Source organism: Peribacillus sp. B65 (assembly GCF_058513295.1).
Window position 1 is genome coordinate 3,984,337 of record NZ_CP195840.1, and the last position, 18,107, is coordinate 4,002,443.

Sequence of the window (18,107 nt, forward strand, 5' to 3'; positions counted from 1 at the left end):
TGCCATGTATGGGCATGATATGTATGAAGGTGATTGGAACAGACAGCAGGATATGTTGATTCAGCTTGAAAAGGCGATAAATGGCGAGTACAGTGCCATCCAGTGTTATGAGAAATTGGCAGCATTAGCGCCGGATGAAAAGCAGAGGAAACAAATCATTGAAATAAGGGAAGATGAAATAAAACATTTTCAAGCATTCACCCGGATATACAACAGCTTGACCGGGATGCAGCCACAGCCTAAAGTGACGGAACCATGCCCGGACTCCTATGCAGCTGGATTGGAATTTGCCGTTCAAGATGAACAGGAAACAGTAGATTTTTATCAGGATGTCGCAGATGGTGCGGCTGATAGAACCATTAGAAAGGCGTTCCGGCGTGCTGCCGCGGATGAACAAAACCATGCCGTCTGGTTTTTGTTTTACTTAGTAAAACTCAAAGGCTGATTCAATAGTAAGTAAAGTGAAAAAAAGCCAGGAGATTATCCTGACTTTTTTTCACTTTAGGACAGCTCCTGGTTCATCAATATCCCCATGTAATGGATCGGAGTCGGCTCTTATGCGGAATCATCTCTTTGACGATTTCACCTGGGCTACGAAAAAATCCTAACTAACCAGTTTGTATACCGTATATGAAGCTCCGGCCCCCAGCGCAAGCAGCGCACCACCTATTGCAATGGGATGGGCTCCATCGGGGGCGAATGACTGGGCCGTTCCGGTCGTTCCCCAAAGCATTGCCCCAAGGATGACGAGTAAATAGGGGTATTTTCCTTCATGGAAGTTATCCTGTAATAAAGATTTACTATTCAGACTATATGATTGTGCCTATTAAGTCAAAGGGGCCTATTTGTTCGAGAGAACGTAACATAGTATAATGGCCTTACAATGGATAAGAGTATAAGGGGGGATAATCTTGTCTTCAGGTAATCGAAACAATCAAATTGGGCCGCCGCGGTTCGCTATTGCCATTCACTCTCTGGTTTGGCTCGCACAAAGCGAAAAGCTCCTGACAAGTTCGGCAATCGCTTTAAAGGTGAAGTCACATGCCACTTTTTTAAGAAGGGTGATGGCTCAGCTTGCAGCTGAGGGGATCGTCGAAACAAAGGAAGGGCGGGAAGGCGGATACAGCTTGAAGGTGCCTGCCTCTCAGCTGACTTTGGCCGATGTGTATCAAGCGGTACGGCCGGAATGTCTTGTTTGTATGGAAACGAGCGAATGCGGTGAAGTCGTGAAACAGCTGGATACGGCTTTGGAGGAGATCATGAACGAAGCCGAAAAGGAAACATTGCGCCTGCTAAAGGGCTATACATTGGAAGAATTCATGAAAAAAGTCGACTTTACCAATTTTGAAAATGAGTGTCTAGGGTAATATCCTTGCAAGAGGATACCTAGGAATATATAATGTGCTTAATGCGATTGCATTTGAAATAAGGAGGTATTTACATGAAGGTGGAAATTTGGTCGGATTATCAATGTCCGTTCTGTTATATAGGAAAGCGTCGATTCGAAGAGGCGTTAAAGCAGTTTGAAAATAAAGAACAGGTAGAGGTTTCATTTCGGAGTTTTGAGTTGAACCCAGAAGCTGAACGGGATATCAATATGACTCAAAATGAAATGCTGGCCAAGAAATACGGCATGTCTCAAGCACAGGTGGAAGCAAACAGCCAAAACCTGACTCAACAGGCCAAAGAATTGGGACTCGATTATCATTTGGACAAAGTGGTCTTAACGAATTCGTTCGATGCCCACCGCTTGATGCATTTTGCTGAATCAAAAGGTAAAGAGAAAGAAATGAATGAACGCCTATTTAAAGCTTACTTTACGGAAGGCAAACATATTGGAGATCACGCTACATTGGCTAGTTTGGCTGAAGAGGTTGGCCTTGAAAAGTCCGAGACGGAGGCCATGCTGGCAGGAACGGCATTCACTGCAGAGGTTAGGGGAAATGAGCAAGAAGGAAGCCTGCTTGGTATTACAGGAGTGCCATTCTTCGTCATTAACCGCAAGTATGGAATTTCTGGTGCCCAGCCAACAGAAGCGTTCCTGGATACGCTAAAAAAAGTATGGGCTGAGGAAAATCCGCTTACGATCGTGAATGATCCAGCAACAGGCGACGCTTGTACGGACGATTCATGTAACGTGCCGGAAAAATAATGAAGATATGAAGAAGGAGACCCGAAACTGGGGTCTCCTTTTTTACTTAAAAAGGAAATGTTATATATGGCAAAGAATATAGTGTACAGGATGGCTTTTCAAAAAAGTCCGAAATGAAAGGGAGCTAAATGGTGTATATAATGATTGGAATACTAGTCTTCGTGATTGCATGTGCAGTAACTGCCAAACTAATTTCCTATAAATATTGGACATGTATTTATTCAGCATTCGGGAATGAAAATTATTTTAAGGCGGTTGCGAAATTGGAAAGGGAAGGGATACAATTCAAAACGAAAACGCCTATGAATTTAGGCTCTGAAAGCTTTCAAAATCGCGATGAAACCACTCAATATGATGTTTTTGTGAAAAAAGAACAGAAACATATTGCCCAAAGGGCACTAAACAAGAATTAACAAAAGTAAATCGCTGTCCTGATGGCAGCTTTTTTATTGCCGGTGTTCAGGCAAACTATATCCCCTTACATAATTATTTTTAAATGATGAACACAGTATACAACCTGGAGTGAACTCCAGATCAGTTTTACTTTCTTGGAAACTCACGAGTATTTGCTCCAAACTCACGAGTAAAAGCCCGAAACTTACGAGGGTGGGACTTAAAAAAAGCAAGGTGCTGCTAATTCATCTTTCGATTGATTTCATATAGGATAAAAGAAAGAAAAAGCGTTGATTTTGATATGGAATTGGTTTTTTATAGTTTCAAAGACTGAAAATTTGTATAATGGGTGAGATGGATTTAATTGAATGTACATATAGGAGGGGCATGGATGAGTAAGCTTAATGGCAGGACCGTTGCTTTATTGGGAGCAAGGAAGACGGAAGAACTTAGTAAAATCGTTCAAAATCTTGGGGGAGTCCCGCTCGTTCGCCCGGCACAGGGGACGGTATTCCTTGATGATTCCCATTTGGAAGAGGATGTCACCCGGTTGATGGAAGGGGAGTTCGATTGGATTATCCTCACGACGGGAGTGGGGACGGAATTATTATATAAAACGGCCGTGAAGATGGAAGCGGGAGATCGTTTCGTAGAAGCCTTGCAGTCTATGAAAATTGCAGCTAGGGGCTATAAAACGGTGAATATGCTGAAAAAGCTTGGCCTGCAGCCATTAATCCGTGATGATGATGGCAGTACGGCAGGGCTTGTTCGCAATCTGGAAGGCCATCTGCCAGGAGGTGTAAAGGTCGCTTTGCAGCTTCACGGCGATCCGGCGCCACTTTTGATGAACTGGTTGGATGAACAAAAAGTGGAGCATAAAGAAATCCTGCCATATGAACATATACCGCCCGAAAAGGAAACGATGCAGCAGCTGATCCAAGAACTCCTTGAAGGCAAAATCGATTCGGTTGTGTTCACGAGTGCACCGCAGCCGCGAAATTTAATGAGATTTGTCCGTGAACAAGGTGTGGAGGATAAGATAGCCGACCTGTTTGCATCAGATGTAATTGCTCTTGCGGTCGGAAAGGTAACGGCGCAGGTGGTAATCGATGAAGGGATAGAGCGGGTCATTTATCCTGAAGATCAACGGATGGGCAGTGCAATGGTGGAGCTGGTGAAATATTATCAGGGAATAGCAAGCAGATAGGGGTGAGTTCAGCATGGCCAATGGCAAGGTCTATTTTGTGGGTGCAGGTCCGGGTGATATGGGCCTGATTACCGTAAAGGGTCAAAAAGCGATTGAAAAAGCGGACGTCATTTTGTATGACAGATTGCTAAATCCCAAACTGTTGGAGGCTGCCACCCTCAAGTGTGAATTGATATATTGTGGCAAGACACCTTATACTACTGGCATCAGTCAAGGGGAAATCAATGAGCTGCTTGTTTCCAAAGCACAGGCAGGGCAGCGGGTCGTCCGTTTGAAAGGCGGTGACCCTGCCGTTTTTGGAAGAGTCGGGGAGGAAGCGGAATCGTTGAAGGATGAGGGAATCCCATTCGAAGTCATTCCGGGGGTTACGTCCAGCATTGCTGCATCGATATACGCAGGAGTACCCGTCACACATCGGGATTTCGGACGCTCCTTTGCGATGGTGACGGGCCATGACCGAACGAAGAAGGATATAGATTGGAACGGGCTTGTGAAAAGTATAGATACGGTCGCCTTTTATATGGGTGTGGCCAATCTTCCTTATATCCGTGAAAATTTGATCAATCATGGAAAGCCGGGGAACACGCCGGCACTCGTCATCCAATGGGGCACATATGGAAGTCAGGAAAGTGTCGAGGGGACCTTGGCTGATATCGTCGAAAGGGTAAGTGAAAGGTCGCTTGGCAATCCTGCGATCACCTTGGTCGGGGATATCATTTCACTAAGGGGCAAACTGCAATGGTTCGAAAAGAAGCCACTATATGGACAGCGGTTTTTAGTGGCCCGGACCGGAACGGCAAAGAGTTCCTTGGCAGAAGCCCTGCAAGAACTTGGCGGCGAAGTCATCGAGTTTCCTAAATGGAATGCGGCAAAAGTGAAAATGGAAGAAAGTCAGCTGCTCTCTTTTCTTTCGTATGATCGAATACTCTTCACTTCCCCCGAAAGTGTCCATGGATTCTTGGATTCACTCACTGAACATGCTATTGATTTCCGACGGATTTCTTCGAAACTTTATGTGTTATCAAGGAAATCAAAAAAGGCTTTACAGCAACGGGGACTGATGGCAGAACTCAAATCCGAGATGGCGAAAGCCGGAACACTGTTGGTTGTCGGAGATCGAAACAGAGATCAAAGAGATCCGGACCATGGGGACGGAGACTATTTTCAATCAATCGATAAATTCGTCGATGAAAGATTCCTTGAAATCCTTCCGAGAATGCTGGACGGGAAAGCTGTCGGAACGGTGCTTTTTTCGAATCGGCATTCTGTTGATATGCTGATGCAATATGGGAACAAGGCAGACGTGGATGTTGAAGGGCTGCTAAATCAAGCCTCCATTGGGGTAATCGGGGAAAGTACCGGCAATAGACTTAAAGACTATGGATTTACATTGGATATGATGCCCAATGAACCGTCTGTCGAACAATTGGTGGAGTTAATCGTGAATAGGTATGTTTTATAGGCTCTGATAATAACAGAGTCTATTTCCTTTGGAGGGGCTTCGTTAATCATTCCTGCAGAACTGTTGTTTGCATTCAGTGTTATGGTCTATCGTGTTATCATTTAATTACGGGACATAACAAAATGCGGAAAGTTTAAAAAGGCATCACTTACTGCTTTTATTGGCCAGAATTGATGTTTACCATTCATAGACAGGGGGTGACTTAATGTTTAATATTGTTGATATTTTATGGCAATTATTCTACCTTGCCCTGCTAGTTCTGCTATTCGTAATGGTTGTGAAGTCGATCCGTTTCTTTATAAAACATATGACAAAAATGAATAACCTTGAAAATAAAAGAGATGAATTAAATGAACGATTGAAAAAGAAGGATGAGTGACGGCCGTATCTCCGGGTCGGTTTCCTGTTTGCGAGTTATGGCAGGGGTAGATTGGATTAGCCTTGCCAAATGGACGCTCGTAAGATTTTAAGAAGTAAAGAATAAAAGTCTTTTATTCCTTCCCGGATTGGGTATTATATATAAGTGACTTTTCCAGGGAGGCGAAGCAAATGAAACGGACATGGGAATACGTATTAAGTATCATAGGCGTGAGCATCGCTGCAATTTTTTTAATCGTGACGATCATAACGGCCGTTTATATCAACAGTATCGATTTGAAAGAAATGGTGGACTACTCATTAATGACAGATTCTCAGGAGTTTTCTTCATCTGAGATAGATATGTCAGTCAAACTTTTCATGGGCTTATTATGGGCTGGAATCATATCGCTGTTCATTGCCTTGGCAGGCGGTTTGATTGCTATCTTTCTATTAAAAGGCGGCAAAGCGAAGGGAGCCGGAATCTTATTGATCATTACGGGCATTCTGACGATCTTTCATGTTTGGCCGCTTATCTTCTTCATCGTACCGGGAATCATGTGCCTTGTAAGGAAGCCGAGGGAAACGGTGGAAGTGATCGTATAATACGACACCATACATAGTTCTGTGATTTGAAAATAAAGGAGCTGGCCCGAAAATGCGGGTAAGCTCCTTTATTTGCTGTAAGGATATTATAGGAGTATATACCTTTTTATACCTGCAATAACCAGTCTATCATGTTACTATTATTATAGATTTAAATATAAATAGACTGGAGTTCGATCAATGAAAATACCATTATTGAAGGTTGGGGCACTGACCTGTTTAACACTCGGATTGTTCAATGGACAGGCTTTTGCGGAGTCTGGTATTACCAATGCGTGTTCATCATTCGGTGAGATTCAACCCAATGAAAATCCTTCCCATAAGCAGATTAACTGCTTACTGACGAATGCAGCAATAGAGGCTGAAATCCCCCCTGAAGTGGTAAAAGCGGTGGCTACACAGGAAAACGGGGATTGGAGGCAATTTAATGAGGACGGTAAACCGATTAAATCCGACGATGGCGGTATCGGTCTAATGCAGCTTACCAATAAAACTGGATATGATCAGAAAAAGCTGGAAAATGATATAGTCTACAATATCGAGGCAGGCGTCGAGGTCCTGAGTGGCATGTATTCAAGAAGTGATTTGCCGAAGATCAAAGGTGCAGGACGCAGGGTCATCGAAAATTGGTATTTCCCTGTCATGGCATACAATGGGACAAAACCGGTGAACAGTCCTCTTTACCAGGAAAACGGACAAAGAAATGCGAGTGCCTACCAAGAGGAAGTTTTTGCTGAGATAGAAAAACAAAGTTATTTGGATGGCACAAAACTGGCCAAATATCCATTCAAAACAACGGACTTTCAATATGACCGGGAAAGCACCGAAAATATCATCTTTAAAAATCTTGAATACACACTGACAGATCAAACGCATGACTCCGTTTATTGGTTCAAGGCAGGAGACAAAGTTGTGACGACATCCAGTGCGAATATCAGGAAAAAAATAAGCACTACGGCAGGTGCAGTACGTGTGCCACCAAATACAAGCATGATCATCACAGGGAATTTTGATTATCACGAATCTACGGGAAATAAATTTGTCTTTTACCCCGTACAAACGGAAGACAACAGTATTAAGGGGTATGTTTCATCGGCTTACATCTCCAATGGGCCATCGATTGTCAAGGATACGGATATGCCTGTGATTTCAGGAGCTGCCGGTAAATCGATACCATTCAACTCAACCTTCAATCCTAAAACCGGCATAAAGGCGAAGGATGATAAAGATGGTGACTTAACGAGTGTCATACGTGTCGAAGGTAAGGTGGATACCAAGAAAGTGGGCACCTATAATTTGACTTATACGGTAGCCGACAAGGCTGGGAATGTTGCCAAGGTCACAAGGAAAATAACTGTTTATGATCAAGTCAAGCCAGTGATTTCAGGTGCCGGGAATAAAACCATCAAACTTAATTCTTCATTCAGTCCAAAAACGAACGTGAGTGCCAAGGATAATGCCGATGGCAACTTGACTAGTAAAATCAAAGTGACGGGTACAGTCAATACGAAGAAAAAGGGGACCTATACATTGAAGTATACGGTCACCGATTCATCGAAAAATGCAGCGACAGTTACAAGGAAGATCACGATTGATGGCACCAAGCCAGTCATCTCGGGAGCCAATAGTAAGACAGTTGCCTATTATTCGACATTCAACCCTAAATCAGGTGTTTCTGCGAAAGATAACCTTGATGGCAACATGACAAGTAAAATCAAAGTGACAGGTACGGTGAATACGAAGAAAAAGGGAACGTATACATTAAAGTATACAATCACTGATTCATCGAAAAATACTGCGACAGTCACAAGAAAGATTACGGTAGACAGCACCAAGCCGGTCATTTCCGGTGCCAAAAGCAAAACCATTGCCTATAACTCGACATTCAATCCTAAATCAGGTGTATCTGCGAAAGATAATCTTGATGGAAGTTTATCAAGTAAGATCAAAATAACAGGGACTGTGAATACGAAGAAAAAAGGTAACTATACATTGACTTACACAGTTACGGATAAATCGAAGAACAAGGCAGAAGTAAAAAGGAAAATCACAGTTAAATAGATGGCAAAAAAGGATTCCCGCAATAGGGGGAATCCTTGAATTTGTAGGCAAGGGTTTATCTGAATTTCAAAAAAAGTTGATTGGAGCGGGTGTGCGAGACTCCTGCTGGAAAAGCGAGTCGAGGGTAGACCCCACAGGCGCAAAAGCGCCGAGGAGGCTAACGGACCGCCCGCGGAAAGCGAGTGCCCTACGTTTCAATCGACATCCGAGATTTTACAAACCCTCATAAAAACTGTAGATAAACTTGATTTTCAACGAGTTTGTTTACAGTCTGTAGGATTCCCGTCATAGGGAATCCTTTTTTGATGTCTAAATGTATTTGGCTGAAAGGTATGCATATATAATAGTAGAAAGTGTCTTTCAGGGTGGAGTGGATATTGATAAAAATGTTATAATTGTAAATAGATGTAACATGAAGTGATCTGAAGGGGGATTGTTTATGGGCAAAGAACACGGGCATGTAAACTGGATGGATCAGATTTTTAAGGAATATGAACGTGACGGCGGGTTGAAGAATAATCCTGGCTTTGGAAAACCGCTTCCGGAGTCGGCGTTATCGGGAAATATATATGACAATTTCTTGGCAAAGGCCAAGGATGCCGGCTACCTTCCGCTTTGGATAAAATGGCAAAAAGAAATTCGGGAAGAGTTATCCGGATTGGTTCGATTGAAAAAAATGAATGGACCTGAATCTGAAATAATGAAACGAATTGATGAAATAAATGAGAAAGTACGTACATATAATGCGATTTGTCCAGCCAAAATGCAGCGCAGGGAAATAGAGTTGGAAAGCATCGATATCCAATATGAAAAATGGAAGTAATTGATAATGTGTAAAATGTGGGTATTTGTATGACGTGATCATTAAAGGATTATGATATAATGGCATGAATAAAAAACAGAGAGAGGGACTTCGATTGGAAAATAGAAAAGAAGTTTTTTCATGGATAAAAGCGATATTGATTGCAGTCATTCTAGCTTTTTTAATTCGAACGTATATTTTTGCACCGATTGTCGTGGACGGTGAGTCAATGATGCCGACTCTGCAAGACCACGAGAGAATTGTTCTTACCAAGTTTGGAACGAGTATCGATAATATCGACCGGTTTGATATTGTCGTTTTTCATGCAACGGTAGATAAAGATTATATAAAAAGGGTTATCGGTCTGCCAGGAGACCATATTGAATATAAAGATGATACGCTTTATATTAATGGGAAAGCTTATGAAGAACCATACTTGGACAAATATAAGAATCAGATGGCAGGGGTGCCGCTGACTGAATCCTTCAAGCTCGAAGATATTACAGGCAGCATGACTGTGCCGGAAGGTCAGCTGTTCCTTATGGGGGACAATCGCCAAAATAGTTTGGATAGCCGTGAAATCGGCACGATTTCCGTCGATGAAATTGTAGGCAAGGCGAATCTAGTGTATTGGCCGATCAATGAAATAAAGATTGTGAAATAAGAAGAAGCGGACTCAGGTTTAGAGTCCGCTTTATTGTTGCGTTTTACATTCCATTGTCATACAGGTTTTTCAACAAAAAACGTGTCAATTCTACTTTTTTTATCTTTTTTTATGAAAATCAACTCATTTGGGTTAAATTAGGTTATCCTATTAAAAAGAAGTAATCACGTTACCCAGGCCCGCATAAGAAATTGGATTACTTTAAAAAAGGGTGCTGAGATGGAGTACTATAGATGGATATAGTAAAGGATTTAATATCAAACTATGGTTATTTCGCGATATATGCGCTGTTGGCCATTGGGATTATCGGCTTGCCGGTTCCTGATGAGTTCATGATGACTTTTGTCGGCTATTTGTCATCCATTTCCGTTTTGAATGTCCAGGGAGCATTCCTTGTCAGTTTCCTTGGATCGATATCCGGGATGCTTTTCAGTTATTTCATCGGGAAAAAGGTAGGGAAGCCTTTTTTGAGGAAGTATGGTAAGTGGATCAAAATGACCCCCGCGAGGTTGGAAAAATTGGAGAAATGGTTCAATAAATACGGTCCTTGGACCATTATCATAGCCTATTTCATCCCAGGAGTCCGTCACTTCGCCAGTTACATTTCCGGTATGAATGGAATGGGGAAACGAAAGTACTTTATCTTTGCCGGAGCAGGTGCTTTCAGCTGGTGTTTGGTATTTACGACTTTTGGCTATTTCATTGGTGTGTTAACTTAAATCATTTCAACTTCAAAATTTCTTTATTGAATCAGAAAAACCCGTTTCTGGATTCCAGAAACGGGTTTTTCCATTTCTGCCTATAATTATTGAGCTGAGTATCCACCGTCGATGACAAGCTCGGCACCAGTTACGTATGAAGCGTCATCGGAAGCAAGATAAAGCACGGCATTTGCAATATCCGCCGGCTGGCCCAAGCGTTGTAATGGTGTTGCCTTGATCATTTGGTTCACTAACTCTTTTGACTCTTCTAATTTTTGAGTCATCGGTGTTTCGATGATACCAGGGAATACAGCGTTGACACGGACACCCATGCGGCCATATTGCGTTGCGGCAGCCTTGGAAATAGCACGAACGGCACCTTTTGAAGCAGAATAAGAGTTTAAGCCCATTCCGATTTGAGCAGTAAAGGAAGAAATGTTCACGACTGCGCCTTTACCTTCTTTAGCCATGTAAGGAACAACGTGTTTCATTCCAAGGAATGGTCCAAATCCATTGATGCTTAACATTAGCTGCCAATCGGCCAATGACGTATCGTTAATGCCTTTTTCCGTTGAGATACCGGCATTGTTAACCAAAATGTCGATCTTGCCAAATTTAGCGATAACTTCATCCGTCACTTTTTTCCAGCTTTCGTCTGAAGATACATCAAGTACAGCTCCATGGACGTTATCCAATTCATTCACAACAGCTACAGCTTTTTCATTGATATCAGCAGCAATGACTTGTGCTCCTTCTTTTGTGAATAGGTCAACCATTTCCCTGCCCATACCAGATGCTCCGCCAGTGATAATGGCTACTTTATTAGTCAATCTTCCCATCATGATCACTCCTAATTGGTTGTTATAACGATGAATATATGTTCAAGCATAGTTCAAAAGTTATATTATCAACGAGCAATACTATAACTCCTTTTAAAATCCGTCAAGCTTTTTATTTTTTCGCTTGCGATTTTGCTTTTTCTTGCTGGGTAAAAAAATTCATGTACGTTTGTGGAAAAAGGAATTCCCATGTTGAGAGCGTTATCAATCTTTTAATCTACAAATTTGATACCGTAGATCATCAATATCTAAAATAGCTTAATCCGTTCTATTTGAACCGATTAACAAGTAATCTTGTAGAGGCATCGTATGCATGTTGGGGAGCACCATATGTTCAATTCTAGTGATTAAAATGGAATACTGCAAACTTTTTGTACTTTGGATACAAATTTTTATAACGTCATTCCAATTCTAACTTTTCAGAACTTTTCTGTACATTGGAGGTCATCATTTTATGAATAACAGAATGTATCTTTCCTTGGCCATCCCGCTTACGATTTCGACGATGAGTACGCCCTTGCTCGGTGCGGTCGATACGGCTGTGGTTGGAAAGTTGAGCGATCCCGCCTATATTGGCGGGGTGGCTGTCGGAACCATTATTTTTAATACGATGTATTGGCTTTTTGGTTTTCTTCGGGTCAGTACATCTGCCTTCGCTGCACAAGCGGAGGGGGCAAGGGATGAAAAGCAAAGCCTGATGGCCTTGGTTCGGCCATTTTTCATAGCAGCGATCATCGGTCTGCTTTTTATCGTGATCCAGAAGCCCATTTTGAATGTTTCGTTAGGCGCAATCGGTCCGGAATCGGACGTTTCCGCCTTTGCCGCAGACTATTTCGGCATCCGGATATGGGGGGCACCTTTTGCGCTATTGAATTATGTCATCTTAGGCTGGTTAATCGGGAAATCCAGGATAAAAACATCTTTGTTCATTCAAGTTTTCATGAACGTGATGAATATAGTCTTATGCCTCGTTTTTGTAAATGGCTTTTCATGGTCTGTATCAGGGGTTGCTGCCGCTTCATTGATATCAGAGATTGCCGCGTTTTTCCTGGGCTTGTGGGTGATCCGGAAAGCGGTCAACGTACCGGATTCATTTTCATTCCGGGAGGGGTTCGATCGGGCTTCCCTGAAAAAAATGATGGTGGTCAACAGGGATTTATTCATCAGGACCATTTGCCTGATCACGGTTTTCAATCTTTTTACGGCCAAGGGAGCCACTTTCGGGACAGAGACACTGGCGGCAAACGCCGTACTCATTCAAATCCATTACCTGATGGCCTATTGCTTTGATGGCTTCGCGAATGCATCGAGTCTTCTGGTCGGGAAGGCGATTGGTTCGAGGGATATAAACCTTTATAAAAAAACACTCTCACTATCGGCACGGTGGGGCTTGTATGCTTCGTTCATACTTGCCGCATCTTACTATCTATTCAGCGATGAGGTCATTCTCCTTTTCACGGATATTCCCGGCGTCATCGAATTGGCCCATGAATATGGACTTTGGATAGTTCTATTCCCGTTCACTGCCTTTATCGGACTCATTTTTTATGGAGTGTTCACCGGAGCGACTGAAGCCGTTCCAGTAAGGAACTCGATGCTCCTTGCACTAATGGCTTTTCTAATAGTCCAATTCGCAGCAGTCAGCAATCATGGCAATCATGGATTATGGCTTGCATTCCTGGCTTTCAGTTTAGGACGTTCTTTGTTTTTAGCATTATATATCCCAAGGCTAAACCGAAAAGTTACAAAGCTTATGGATGCCGATAGTTTAATGAAATCATCCTCTTTTTAATAAAAGAGGGTGTTTTTTTGTAGACAAAAGGAAGTCTATCTAAATTTTTGTTGAAGGAACAGGTGTGCGAGACTCTTGCGGGAAAAGCGCGTCCAAGGGAGACCCCGGAGGCGTATAGCGCCGAGGAGGCTCCCGGAACGCCCGTGGAAAGCAAGTGCCTGGAGAGGAAATCAACGGGGTGTTTTTTATTTATGTAAGGGCTTTTATCGGTAGTTTGACGGTAGCAATAATACGGGAATACGAAGAATAGGTAGCAACGCTTGGCGAATGTGGTAGTAAAAGTGATAAAATGAAAAATATATATAAAAGAGGAGTTGTCGTATTTTGAGTGAATTGAATTGGCGAGAAGAAGTTGAAAAACGGAAAATGGACTTATTACTGGATACTCAAAACTTATTGAAAATAAAAAGTGTACTGGATGAGGAAAATCCTACAGAGGAGGCCCCATTCGGTAAAGGGGTGAAGGAAGCTCTTGAATTCATGCTTCAATTAGGCGAAAAAGACGGTTTCACTGTGAAAAATGTCGATAATGTTGCTGGTCATATTGAAATGGGTGAAGGCGAGGAGTTAATCGGGATATTATGCCATGTCGACGTGGTACCTGAGGGAGATGGCTGGAGTTCGGAGCCGTTCGGCGCTGAAATCCGCAATGGCCGCATATATGCTCGCGGTGCAATCGATGATAAAGGGCCGACGATGGCTGCCTATCATGCGATGAAGCTGGTCCGGGAGCTAGGAGAACCTTTGAACAAACGTGTGAGGATGATCATTGGAACCGATGAAGAATCGAATTGGCGCTGCGTTGACCGGTACTTTGAAGTGGAGGAAATGCCCTCGATAGGCTTCGCACCAGATGCTGATTTCCCGATCATCAGTGCGGAAAAAGGAATCTGGGATTTCTCGGTTATCCATCCTGCCGATGCAGGAAATGGCACGAACTCAGACGTGAATGTCATCGAGTTTTCTTCAGGTCGAAGGACGAATATGGTACCGGATTTTGCGACGGCTATTGTGGAAACGGACAACACTGCTGAAGTGGCGGCAAACTATCAGGATTATTTGCAAAAGTACTCATTGGAGGGGCAAGCCGTTCCGCAAAAAAATCAAGTGCTGCTTGAAATGAATGGTGTCTCGGCACACGCGATGGAACCGAACAACGGAAGAAATGCAGGTCTACATTTAGCCGTATTTTTAGCTGATCTCACTCTTGATCCGCATGCGAAAGCTTACTTCACTTTCATCAAGGATCGTTTGTTCGAAGATTCCCGCGGAAATAATTTAGGTGTGGCTTATTCGGATGAGCAAACAGGAGAATTGACGATCAATGCCGGCGTTTTCAATTATTCTAAACAAGGCGACAGCTCGATCGGTTTCAGCATGCGTTATCCGGTCACGTTTGAGTGGGAACAGCAAAAGGCGGCGCTGGAAGAAAGGCTTGCGGCATATAATTTGAAAGTGAAGACTAATTCGCATTCAACTCCACATTATGTGGACAGTGAAAGCTTCTTGATCAAGACCTTGCAGGAAGTGTATGAAGCGGAGACAGGTGATAAAGCCGAGCTTCTTTCGATTGGCGGCGGCACATATGCCCGTTCATTGAAAGAAGGCGTTGCATTTGGCCCACTTTTCCCAGGCAGCGAAGACATTGCGCATCAGAAAGATGAATATATTGATATTGAGGATATGCTTAAGGCTACGTCCATTTATGCACGTGCCATTCATGAATTGGCTAAATAAGAGGTAAAGAGGGAGAAGACATGGGAAAAATCATTTTTAACGGCGACCTTAAAAGCAGGTCCGAAGTAAAGGTAGATATTGAAGACCGGGGATATCAATTCGGTGATGGCGTCTATGAAGTCATCCGGGTTTATAATGGTGAATTATTTACAGGGGACATGCATTTGAACCGTCTGATCGACAGTGCGAAGTTGATACAGATGAAGGTTCCCTTAACCATAGCGGAAATCAAAACCCGCATGAAAAAGCTGATCGCTGAAAATCAACTGAAGGACGGTATCGTCTATATGCAGCTGACAAGAGGAGTATCTGCGCGTACACACTCTTTTCCAACTGCAGAGGTGGAACCGGTCTTTGTCGCCTATACAAAGGAAATGCCTTATACAGGCAAAATGAAGCCAGGGGTCAATGCTGTTACCACCGACGATATACGCTGGCTGCGCTGTAATATCAAGAGTTTAAATCTACTTGGTAATATAATGGCTAAACAGCAAGCGATCGAAGCAGGCTGTGATGAAGCGATCCAGCATCGTGATGGTACGGTGACGGAGGGTAGTTCGTCAAATGTATCAATCGTGGTGGATGGGCAACTTAAAACGCATCCGGCCACAAACTTGATCCTGAATGGAATTACCCGTCAGGTGATGCTGAAGCTTTGCGCGGATCATGGGATTCCCTATGTCGAAGAAGCCTTCACGGTCGAAGACATGATGGCAGCCGACGAAGTCCTTTATACAAGCACTAGCGTCGAAGTGACACCAATTATAAACATCGATGGCCAATCGATTGCAGCCGGGGAACCCGGTCCGATTACCCGAAGACTGCAGAAACTGTTTTCCGAGGAAATCGAAAAGCAATGCGGTTCCGTTAACTAGAAAAAAAAGCCCCTTTGCCACTATTGGCAAAGGGGTTTTTTTATGTGTAGTCGGAAGCGAGATAGACATCTCCGAGTTAATTACTCCATATGCAATCCTCCCTTTTTGACATTTTCAAGAACCAGGAATATACTTGCTAATAACCTAAAAAGTTTACCTGTCGCAACAATTTAAGTTGCGTATAAAAAGGAGTTGACATAGATATGTCCGATGCGTTGCATCAATCTTCTTCGAGAGGAATAAAAAAACTTCTTCCCTATCTAGGGCCTGCCTTTATAGCAGCTGTGGCCTATATTGATCCAGGGAATTATGCGACCAATATTACAGCCGGATCAAAATATGGCTATACGCTATTATGGGTTATCTTCGCATCCAATTTAATGGCTGTGCTAATACAATCACTATCAGCTAAATTGGGAATAGCCACTGGAAAGAACCTTCCAGAGTTATGCAGGGAAAAATTTTCGAAAAAAACATCTTTCTTCTTATGGATTCAGGCCGAAGCCGTTATAATGGCAACCGACCTGGCTGAATTCATAGGAGCTGCACTAGGGATTTATTTGCTATTTGACTTACCGCTTATCACATCGGCAATAATTGCAGCGATTGGTTCCTTTGCCATTTTGGAAATCCAGCGCAGGGGTTATCGTACATTCGAAGCTCTGATCACTGTCATGATATTTGTAGTTGTGATAGCATTTGGTGCTCAAGTTTTTTATGCAAAACCTGATACATCAGCCGTTGTTTTAGGACTCTTCACTCCAAAGTTTGAGGGAGTGGACAGTATTTTACTTTCAGCCGGTATGCTTGGAGCCACCGTTATGCCCCATGCGATATACCTTCATTCATCTTTGACGCAAAGAAGAATAGTCGGAGTAAACGATTTGGAAAGAAAAAGGATTTATCGTTTTGAGCTCATTGACATTGTCATCGCCATGTTGATTGCAGGTGCGATCAATGCCGCCATGGTCATCGTTTCAGCTGCCCTATTTCATAAGAATGGAGCACTGGTTGAGGACTTGGATGTTGCCTACCAACAGTTCGGGGCCATGCTTGGACCATCAGTCGCGATGTTTTTTGGAATAGGACTTTTATTTGCCGGCTTATCCAGCTCATCCGTTGGTGTAATGACCGGTGATGTAGTCATGCAGGGATTCATTAAAAGACATATACCCATTTATTTGAGAAGGATCATTACAACCGTTCCGCCCCTGCTCATAATATTATGGGGAGTGAATCCATCCAAAGCACTTGTGATGAGCCAAGTTGTACTCTCGTTTGGCATCGCGTTTGCCCTAGTGCCCTTGATCTTGTTTACAAGCAATAAAAAAATCATGGGCAGCCTGGTCAACCATAAAATCACCTCGAGCGTAGCTTGGCTTATAGCTGTCCTTATCATTGGACTGAACTTGTTCCTGCTTTACGAAACAGTTTTCAGTTAAAAGAAGCAGGGAAGGACCAATCTTTGGTCCTTTTTTGTTTGGATTTTTGCTGTGTGTTTCGTTAATCCGGCCCAGCGGGTTGATCATTCGACCTTGTGCGCGGATAATCCGGCCCAGCGGGTTGATCATTCGACCTTGTGCGCGGATAATCCAACCTAGCGGGGTGATCATTCGACCTTGTGCGCGGATAATCCGACCCAACTCGGGTATAATCCGACCCAGCTCGGGTATAATCCGACCTAGCGCGGAGATAATCCGACCCAGCTCGCGGATAATCCGACCCAACTCGGCTATAATCCGACCCAGCCCGAAAAAATCCCTCCTGGACCGCTTTCATAGTAAGTAAGATTTGGAATATTCCTGATGGAGGGAATATTTATTAGGAAGCCCAAGAAAAGGTATATGCAATGGGAATTATGGTAAAATTAAAGGGAAAATAGGAAGGAATGAACGTGACCATGAATACTCATTTTTTCTTTGCTTTAGTATTGCCTGATGATATTAAGGCTTCTTTAAATGCTGTTACGGAACAAATGAAGCCAGAATTTCCATTTAAGAAATGGCTGCATCCAGCCGATTATCATATTACGATGGCATTTTTGGGAAATGCTCCCGATACATTGAAAGAGGATGCTATGGGGCGTGTGGAAAGCGAGCTTTCCAATGAGGCTTCATTCGGCTTGGAACTCGGCGATATCGGCGGTTTTGGCAGGAGTGACAGTCCAAGGATCCTTTGGGCAGGCGTCAAGCAGCAAGATAGGCTATTTGCCATCCAAAGGAAAGTCTATAATTCTTGTATCGAAGCGGGTTTTGAACTTGATAAAAAGCCTTTTAAGCCTCATATAACGCTGGCAAGAAAATTCGAGGGTGAAAGTCCCTTTTCGTTGGAGAGCGTCCGCCAGATAGCGAATTTGAAGGATAAGCATTTTGAAGCAGATCAGGTTGCGTTATATCAAACACATCTTGGAGCTTCCCCTTCATACGAGAAGGTTTTCACGATAAACCTTCAAAAATAGA

20 protein-coding genes are annotated in these 18,107 nt (G+C 43.1%); 17 read left to right on the forward strand and 3 right to left on the reverse strand.

Features of this window, described 5'->3' with window-relative positions; genetic code table 11:
- Positions 1 to 4 precede the first annotated feature (4 nt).
- Positions 5 to 445, forward strand: a complete 441-nt coding sequence (locus ACSR9O_RS19405; RefSeq protein WP_230176719.1) for a ferritin-like domain-containing protein — start codon at positions 5 to 7, stop codon at positions 443 to 445.
- A 159-nt stretch (positions 446 to 604) separates the two neighbouring features.
- Here ACSR9O_RS19405 and ACSR9O_RS19410 read toward each other — a convergent pair whose 3' ends face one another.
- The gene (locus ACSR9O_RS19410) at positions 605 to 733 is read right to left on the reverse strand and encodes a hypothetical protein (protein WP_491724939.1); all 129 of its coding nucleotides are present in this window, start codon (positions 731 to 733) and stop codon (positions 605 to 607) included.
- Between the two features lie 178 nt (positions 734 to 911).
- Here ACSR9O_RS19410 and ACSR9O_RS19415 point away from each other — a divergent pair, with 178 nt between their 5' ends.
- The 11 genes from ACSR9O_RS19415 (at position 912) to ACSR9O_RS19465 (ending at position 10,423) form a co-directional block, all read left to right on the forward strand.
- Positions 912 to 1,367, forward strand: coding sequence for an RrF2 family transcriptional regulator (locus ACSR9O_RS19415; protein ID WP_230176720.1), 456 nt, complete (start codon positions 912 to 914; stop codon positions 1,365 to 1,367).
- 74 nt (positions 1,368 to 1,441) lie between these two features.
- The gene (locus ACSR9O_RS19420) at positions 1,442 to 2,152 is read left to right on the forward strand and encodes a DsbA family oxidoreductase (protein ID WP_101222992.1); all 711 of its coding nucleotides are present in this window, start codon (positions 1,442 to 1,444) and stop codon (positions 2,150 to 2,152) included.
- 131 nt (positions 2,153 to 2,283) lie between these two features.
- The gene (locus ACSR9O_RS19425; protein WP_101222991.1) at positions 2,284 to 2,565 is read left to right on the forward strand and encodes a hypothetical protein; all 282 of its coding nucleotides are present in this window, start codon (positions 2,284 to 2,286) and stop codon (positions 2,563 to 2,565) included.
- Positions 2,566 to 2,936: 371 nt separating this feature from the next.
- The gene (locus ACSR9O_RS19430) at positions 2,937 to 3,752 is read left to right on the forward strand and encodes a uroporphyrinogen-III synthase (protein ID WP_101222990.1); all 816 of its coding nucleotides are present in this window, start codon (positions 2,937 to 2,939) and stop codon (positions 3,750 to 3,752) included.
- A gap of 13 nt (positions 3,753 to 3,765) precedes the next feature.
- The gene (cobA, locus tag ACSR9O_RS19435) at positions 3,766 to 5,214 is read left to right on the forward strand and encodes a uroporphyrinogen-III C-methyltransferase (protein WP_491724940.1); all 1,449 of its coding nucleotides are present in this window, start codon (positions 3,766 to 3,768) and stop codon (positions 5,212 to 5,214) included.
- Between the two features lie 205 nt (positions 5,215 to 5,419).
- Complete coding sequence (locus ACSR9O_RS19440) at positions 5,420 to 5,593, forward strand: hypothetical protein (protein ID WP_157831021.1); 174 nt, start codon at positions 5,420 to 5,422, stop codon at positions 5,591 to 5,593.
- Positions 5,594 to 5,763: 170 nt separating this feature from the next.
- A complete protein-coding gene (locus ACSR9O_RS19445) occupies positions 5,764 to 6,177 on the forward strand; it encodes a DUF4064 domain-containing protein (protein ID WP_260358345.1) in 414 nt (137 codons plus the stop codon).
- 180 nt (positions 6,178 to 6,357) lie between these two features.
- On the forward strand, positions 6,358 to 8,238 hold the full coding sequence (locus ACSR9O_RS19450; protein WP_491724941.1) for an immunoglobulin-like domain-containing protein: 1,881 nt from the start codon (positions 6,358 to 6,360) through the stop codon (positions 8,236 to 8,238).
- A 439-nt stretch (positions 8,239 to 8,677) separates the two neighbouring features.
- Positions 8,678 to 9,061, forward strand: a complete 384-nt coding sequence (locus ACSR9O_RS19455; protein WP_101222986.1) for a DnaJ family domain-containing protein — start codon at positions 8,678 to 8,680, stop codon at positions 9,059 to 9,061.
- Positions 9,062 to 9,125: 64 nt separating this feature from the next.
- On the forward strand, positions 9,126 to 9,704 hold the full coding sequence (gene lepB, locus ACSR9O_RS19460; RefSeq protein ID WP_101222985.1) for a signal peptidase I: 579 nt from the start codon (positions 9,126 to 9,128) through the stop codon (positions 9,702 to 9,704).
- A 233-nt stretch (positions 9,705 to 9,937) separates the two neighbouring features.
- Positions 9,938 to 10,423, forward strand: a complete 486-nt coding sequence (locus ACSR9O_RS19465; RefSeq protein ID WP_101222984.1) for a DedA family protein — start codon at positions 9,938 to 9,940, stop codon at positions 10,421 to 10,423.
- An 86-nt stretch (positions 10,424 to 10,509) separates the two neighbouring features.
- Here ACSR9O_RS19465 and ACSR9O_RS19470 read toward each other — a convergent pair whose 3' ends face one another.
- Positions 10,510 to 11,244, reverse strand: a complete 735-nt coding sequence (locus ACSR9O_RS19470) for an SDR family NAD(P)-dependent oxidoreductase (RefSeq protein WP_101222983.1) — start codon at positions 11,242 to 11,244, stop codon at positions 10,510 to 10,512.
- Positions 11,245 to 11,698: 454 nt separating this feature from the next.
- On the opposite strand from ACSR9O_RS19470, the gene ACSR9O_RS19475 reads away from it, so the two are divergent.
- The 4 genes from ACSR9O_RS19475 to ACSR9O_RS19490 all read left to right on the forward strand — a co-directional run bounded on the left by ACSR9O_RS19475 (position 11,699) and on the right by ACSR9O_RS19490 (position 17,090).
- Complete coding sequence (locus ACSR9O_RS19475) at positions 11,699 to 13,036, forward strand: MATE family efflux transporter (protein WP_101222982.1); 1,338 nt, start codon at positions 11,699 to 11,701, stop codon at positions 13,034 to 13,036.
- A gap of 324 nt (positions 13,037 to 13,360) precedes the next feature.
- Positions 13,361 to 14,773, forward strand: a complete 1,413-nt coding sequence (pepV, locus tag ACSR9O_RS19480; protein WP_491724942.1) for a dipeptidase PepV — start codon at positions 13,361 to 13,363, stop codon at positions 14,771 to 14,773.
- A gap of 20 nt (positions 14,774 to 14,793) precedes the next feature.
- Positions 14,794 to 15,648 (forward strand): D-amino-acid transaminase, encoded by an 855-nt coding sequence (dat, locus tag ACSR9O_RS19485; RefSeq protein ID WP_491724943.1) that lies wholly within the window; start codon positions 14,794 to 14,796, stop codon positions 15,646 to 15,648.
- A 203-nt stretch (positions 15,649 to 15,851) separates the two neighbouring features.
- On the forward strand, positions 15,852 to 17,090 hold the full coding sequence (locus ACSR9O_RS19490; RefSeq protein ID WP_363320589.1) for an Nramp family divalent metal transporter: 1,239 nt from the start codon (positions 15,852 to 15,854) through the stop codon (positions 17,088 to 17,090).
- Between the two features lie 61 nt (positions 17,091 to 17,151).
- On the opposite strand, the gene ACSR9O_RS19495 is transcribed toward ACSR9O_RS19490, so the two are convergent.
- Entirely contained in the window at positions 17,152 to 17,427 is a 276-nt protein-coding gene (locus ACSR9O_RS19495; protein WP_491724944.1) for a hypothetical protein, read from the reverse strand.
- 121 nt (positions 17,428 to 17,548) lie between these two features.
- On the opposite strand from ACSR9O_RS19495, the gene thpR reads away from it, so the two are divergent.
- Positions 17,549 to 18,106: an RNA 2',3'-cyclic phosphodiesterase gene (gene thpR, locus ACSR9O_RS19500; protein WP_491725491.1), complete on the forward strand. Its 558-nt coding sequence runs from the start codon at positions 17,549 to 17,551 to the stop codon at positions 18,104 to 18,106.
- The last annotated feature ends 1 nt before the right edge of the window (position 18,107 follow it).

What these genes read in the sequence shown, in the direction of transcription:
- thpR (WP_491725491.1), top strand. Translation starts at nt 17,549, where the DNA reads ATGAATACTCATTTTTTCTTTGCTTTAGTATTGCCTGATGATATTAAG.
- ACSR9O_RS19420 (WP_101222992.1), top strand. Translation starts at nt 1,442, where the DNA reads ATGAAGGTGGAAATTTGGTCGGATTATCAATGTCCGTTCTGTTATATA.
- ACSR9O_RS19445 (WP_260358345.1), top strand. Translation starts at nt 5,764, where the DNA reads ATGAAACGGACATGGGAATACGTATTAAGTATCATAGGCGTGAGCATC.
- dat (WP_491724943.1), top strand. Translation starts at nt 14,794, where the DNA reads ATGGGAAAAATCATTTTTAACGGCGACCTTAAAAGCAGGTCCGAAGTA.
- ACSR9O_RS19465 (WP_101222984.1), top strand. Translation starts at nt 9,938, where the DNA reads ATGGATATAGTAAAGGATTTAATATCAAACTATGGTTATTTCGCGATA.
- ACSR9O_RS19410 (WP_491724939.1), bottom strand. Translation starts at nt 733, where the DNA reads ATGCTTTGGGGAACGACCGGAACGGCCCAGTCATTCGCCCCCGATGGA.
- ACSR9O_RS19405 (WP_230176719.1), top strand. Translation starts at nt 5, where the DNA reads ATGTATGGGCATGATATGTATGAAGGTGATTGGAACAGACAGCAGGAT.
- ACSR9O_RS19450 (WP_491724941.1), top strand. Translation starts at nt 6,358, where the DNA reads ATGAAAATACCATTATTGAAGGTTGGGGCACTGACCTGTTTAACACTC.
- ACSR9O_RS19475 (WP_101222982.1), top strand. Translation starts at nt 11,699, where the DNA reads ATGAATAACAGAATGTATCTTTCCTTGGCCATCCCGCTTACGATTTCG.
- cobA (WP_491724940.1), top strand. Translation starts at nt 3,766, where the DNA reads ATGGCCAATGGCAAGGTCTATTTTGTGGGTGCAGGTCCGGGTGATATG.
- ACSR9O_RS19455 (WP_101222986.1), top strand. Translation starts at nt 8,678, where the DNA reads ATGGGCAAAGAACACGGGCATGTAAACTGGATGGATCAGATTTTTAAG.
- ACSR9O_RS19440 (WP_157831021.1), top strand. Translation starts at nt 5,420, where the DNA reads ATGTTTAATATTGTTGATATTTTATGGCAATTATTCTACCTTGCCCTG.
- ACSR9O_RS19495 (WP_491724944.1), bottom strand. Translation starts at nt 17,427, where the DNA reads ATGAAAGCGGTCCAGGAGGGATTTTTTCGGGCTGGGTCGGATTATAGC.
- ACSR9O_RS19490 (WP_363320589.1), top strand. Translation starts at nt 15,852, where the DNA reads ATGTCCGATGCGTTGCATCAATCTTCTTCGAGAGGAATAAAAAAACTT.
- ACSR9O_RS19430 (WP_101222990.1), top strand. Translation starts at nt 2,937, where the DNA reads ATGAGTAAGCTTAATGGCAGGACCGTTGCTTTATTGGGAGCAAGGAAG.
- lepB (WP_101222985.1), top strand. Translation starts at nt 9,126, where the DNA reads ATGAATAAAAAACAGAGAGAGGGACTTCGATTGGAAAATAGAAAAGAA.
- ACSR9O_RS19470 (WP_101222983.1), bottom strand. Translation starts at nt 11,244, where the DNA reads ATGGGAAGATTGACTAATAAAGTAGCCATTATCACTGGCGGAGCATCT.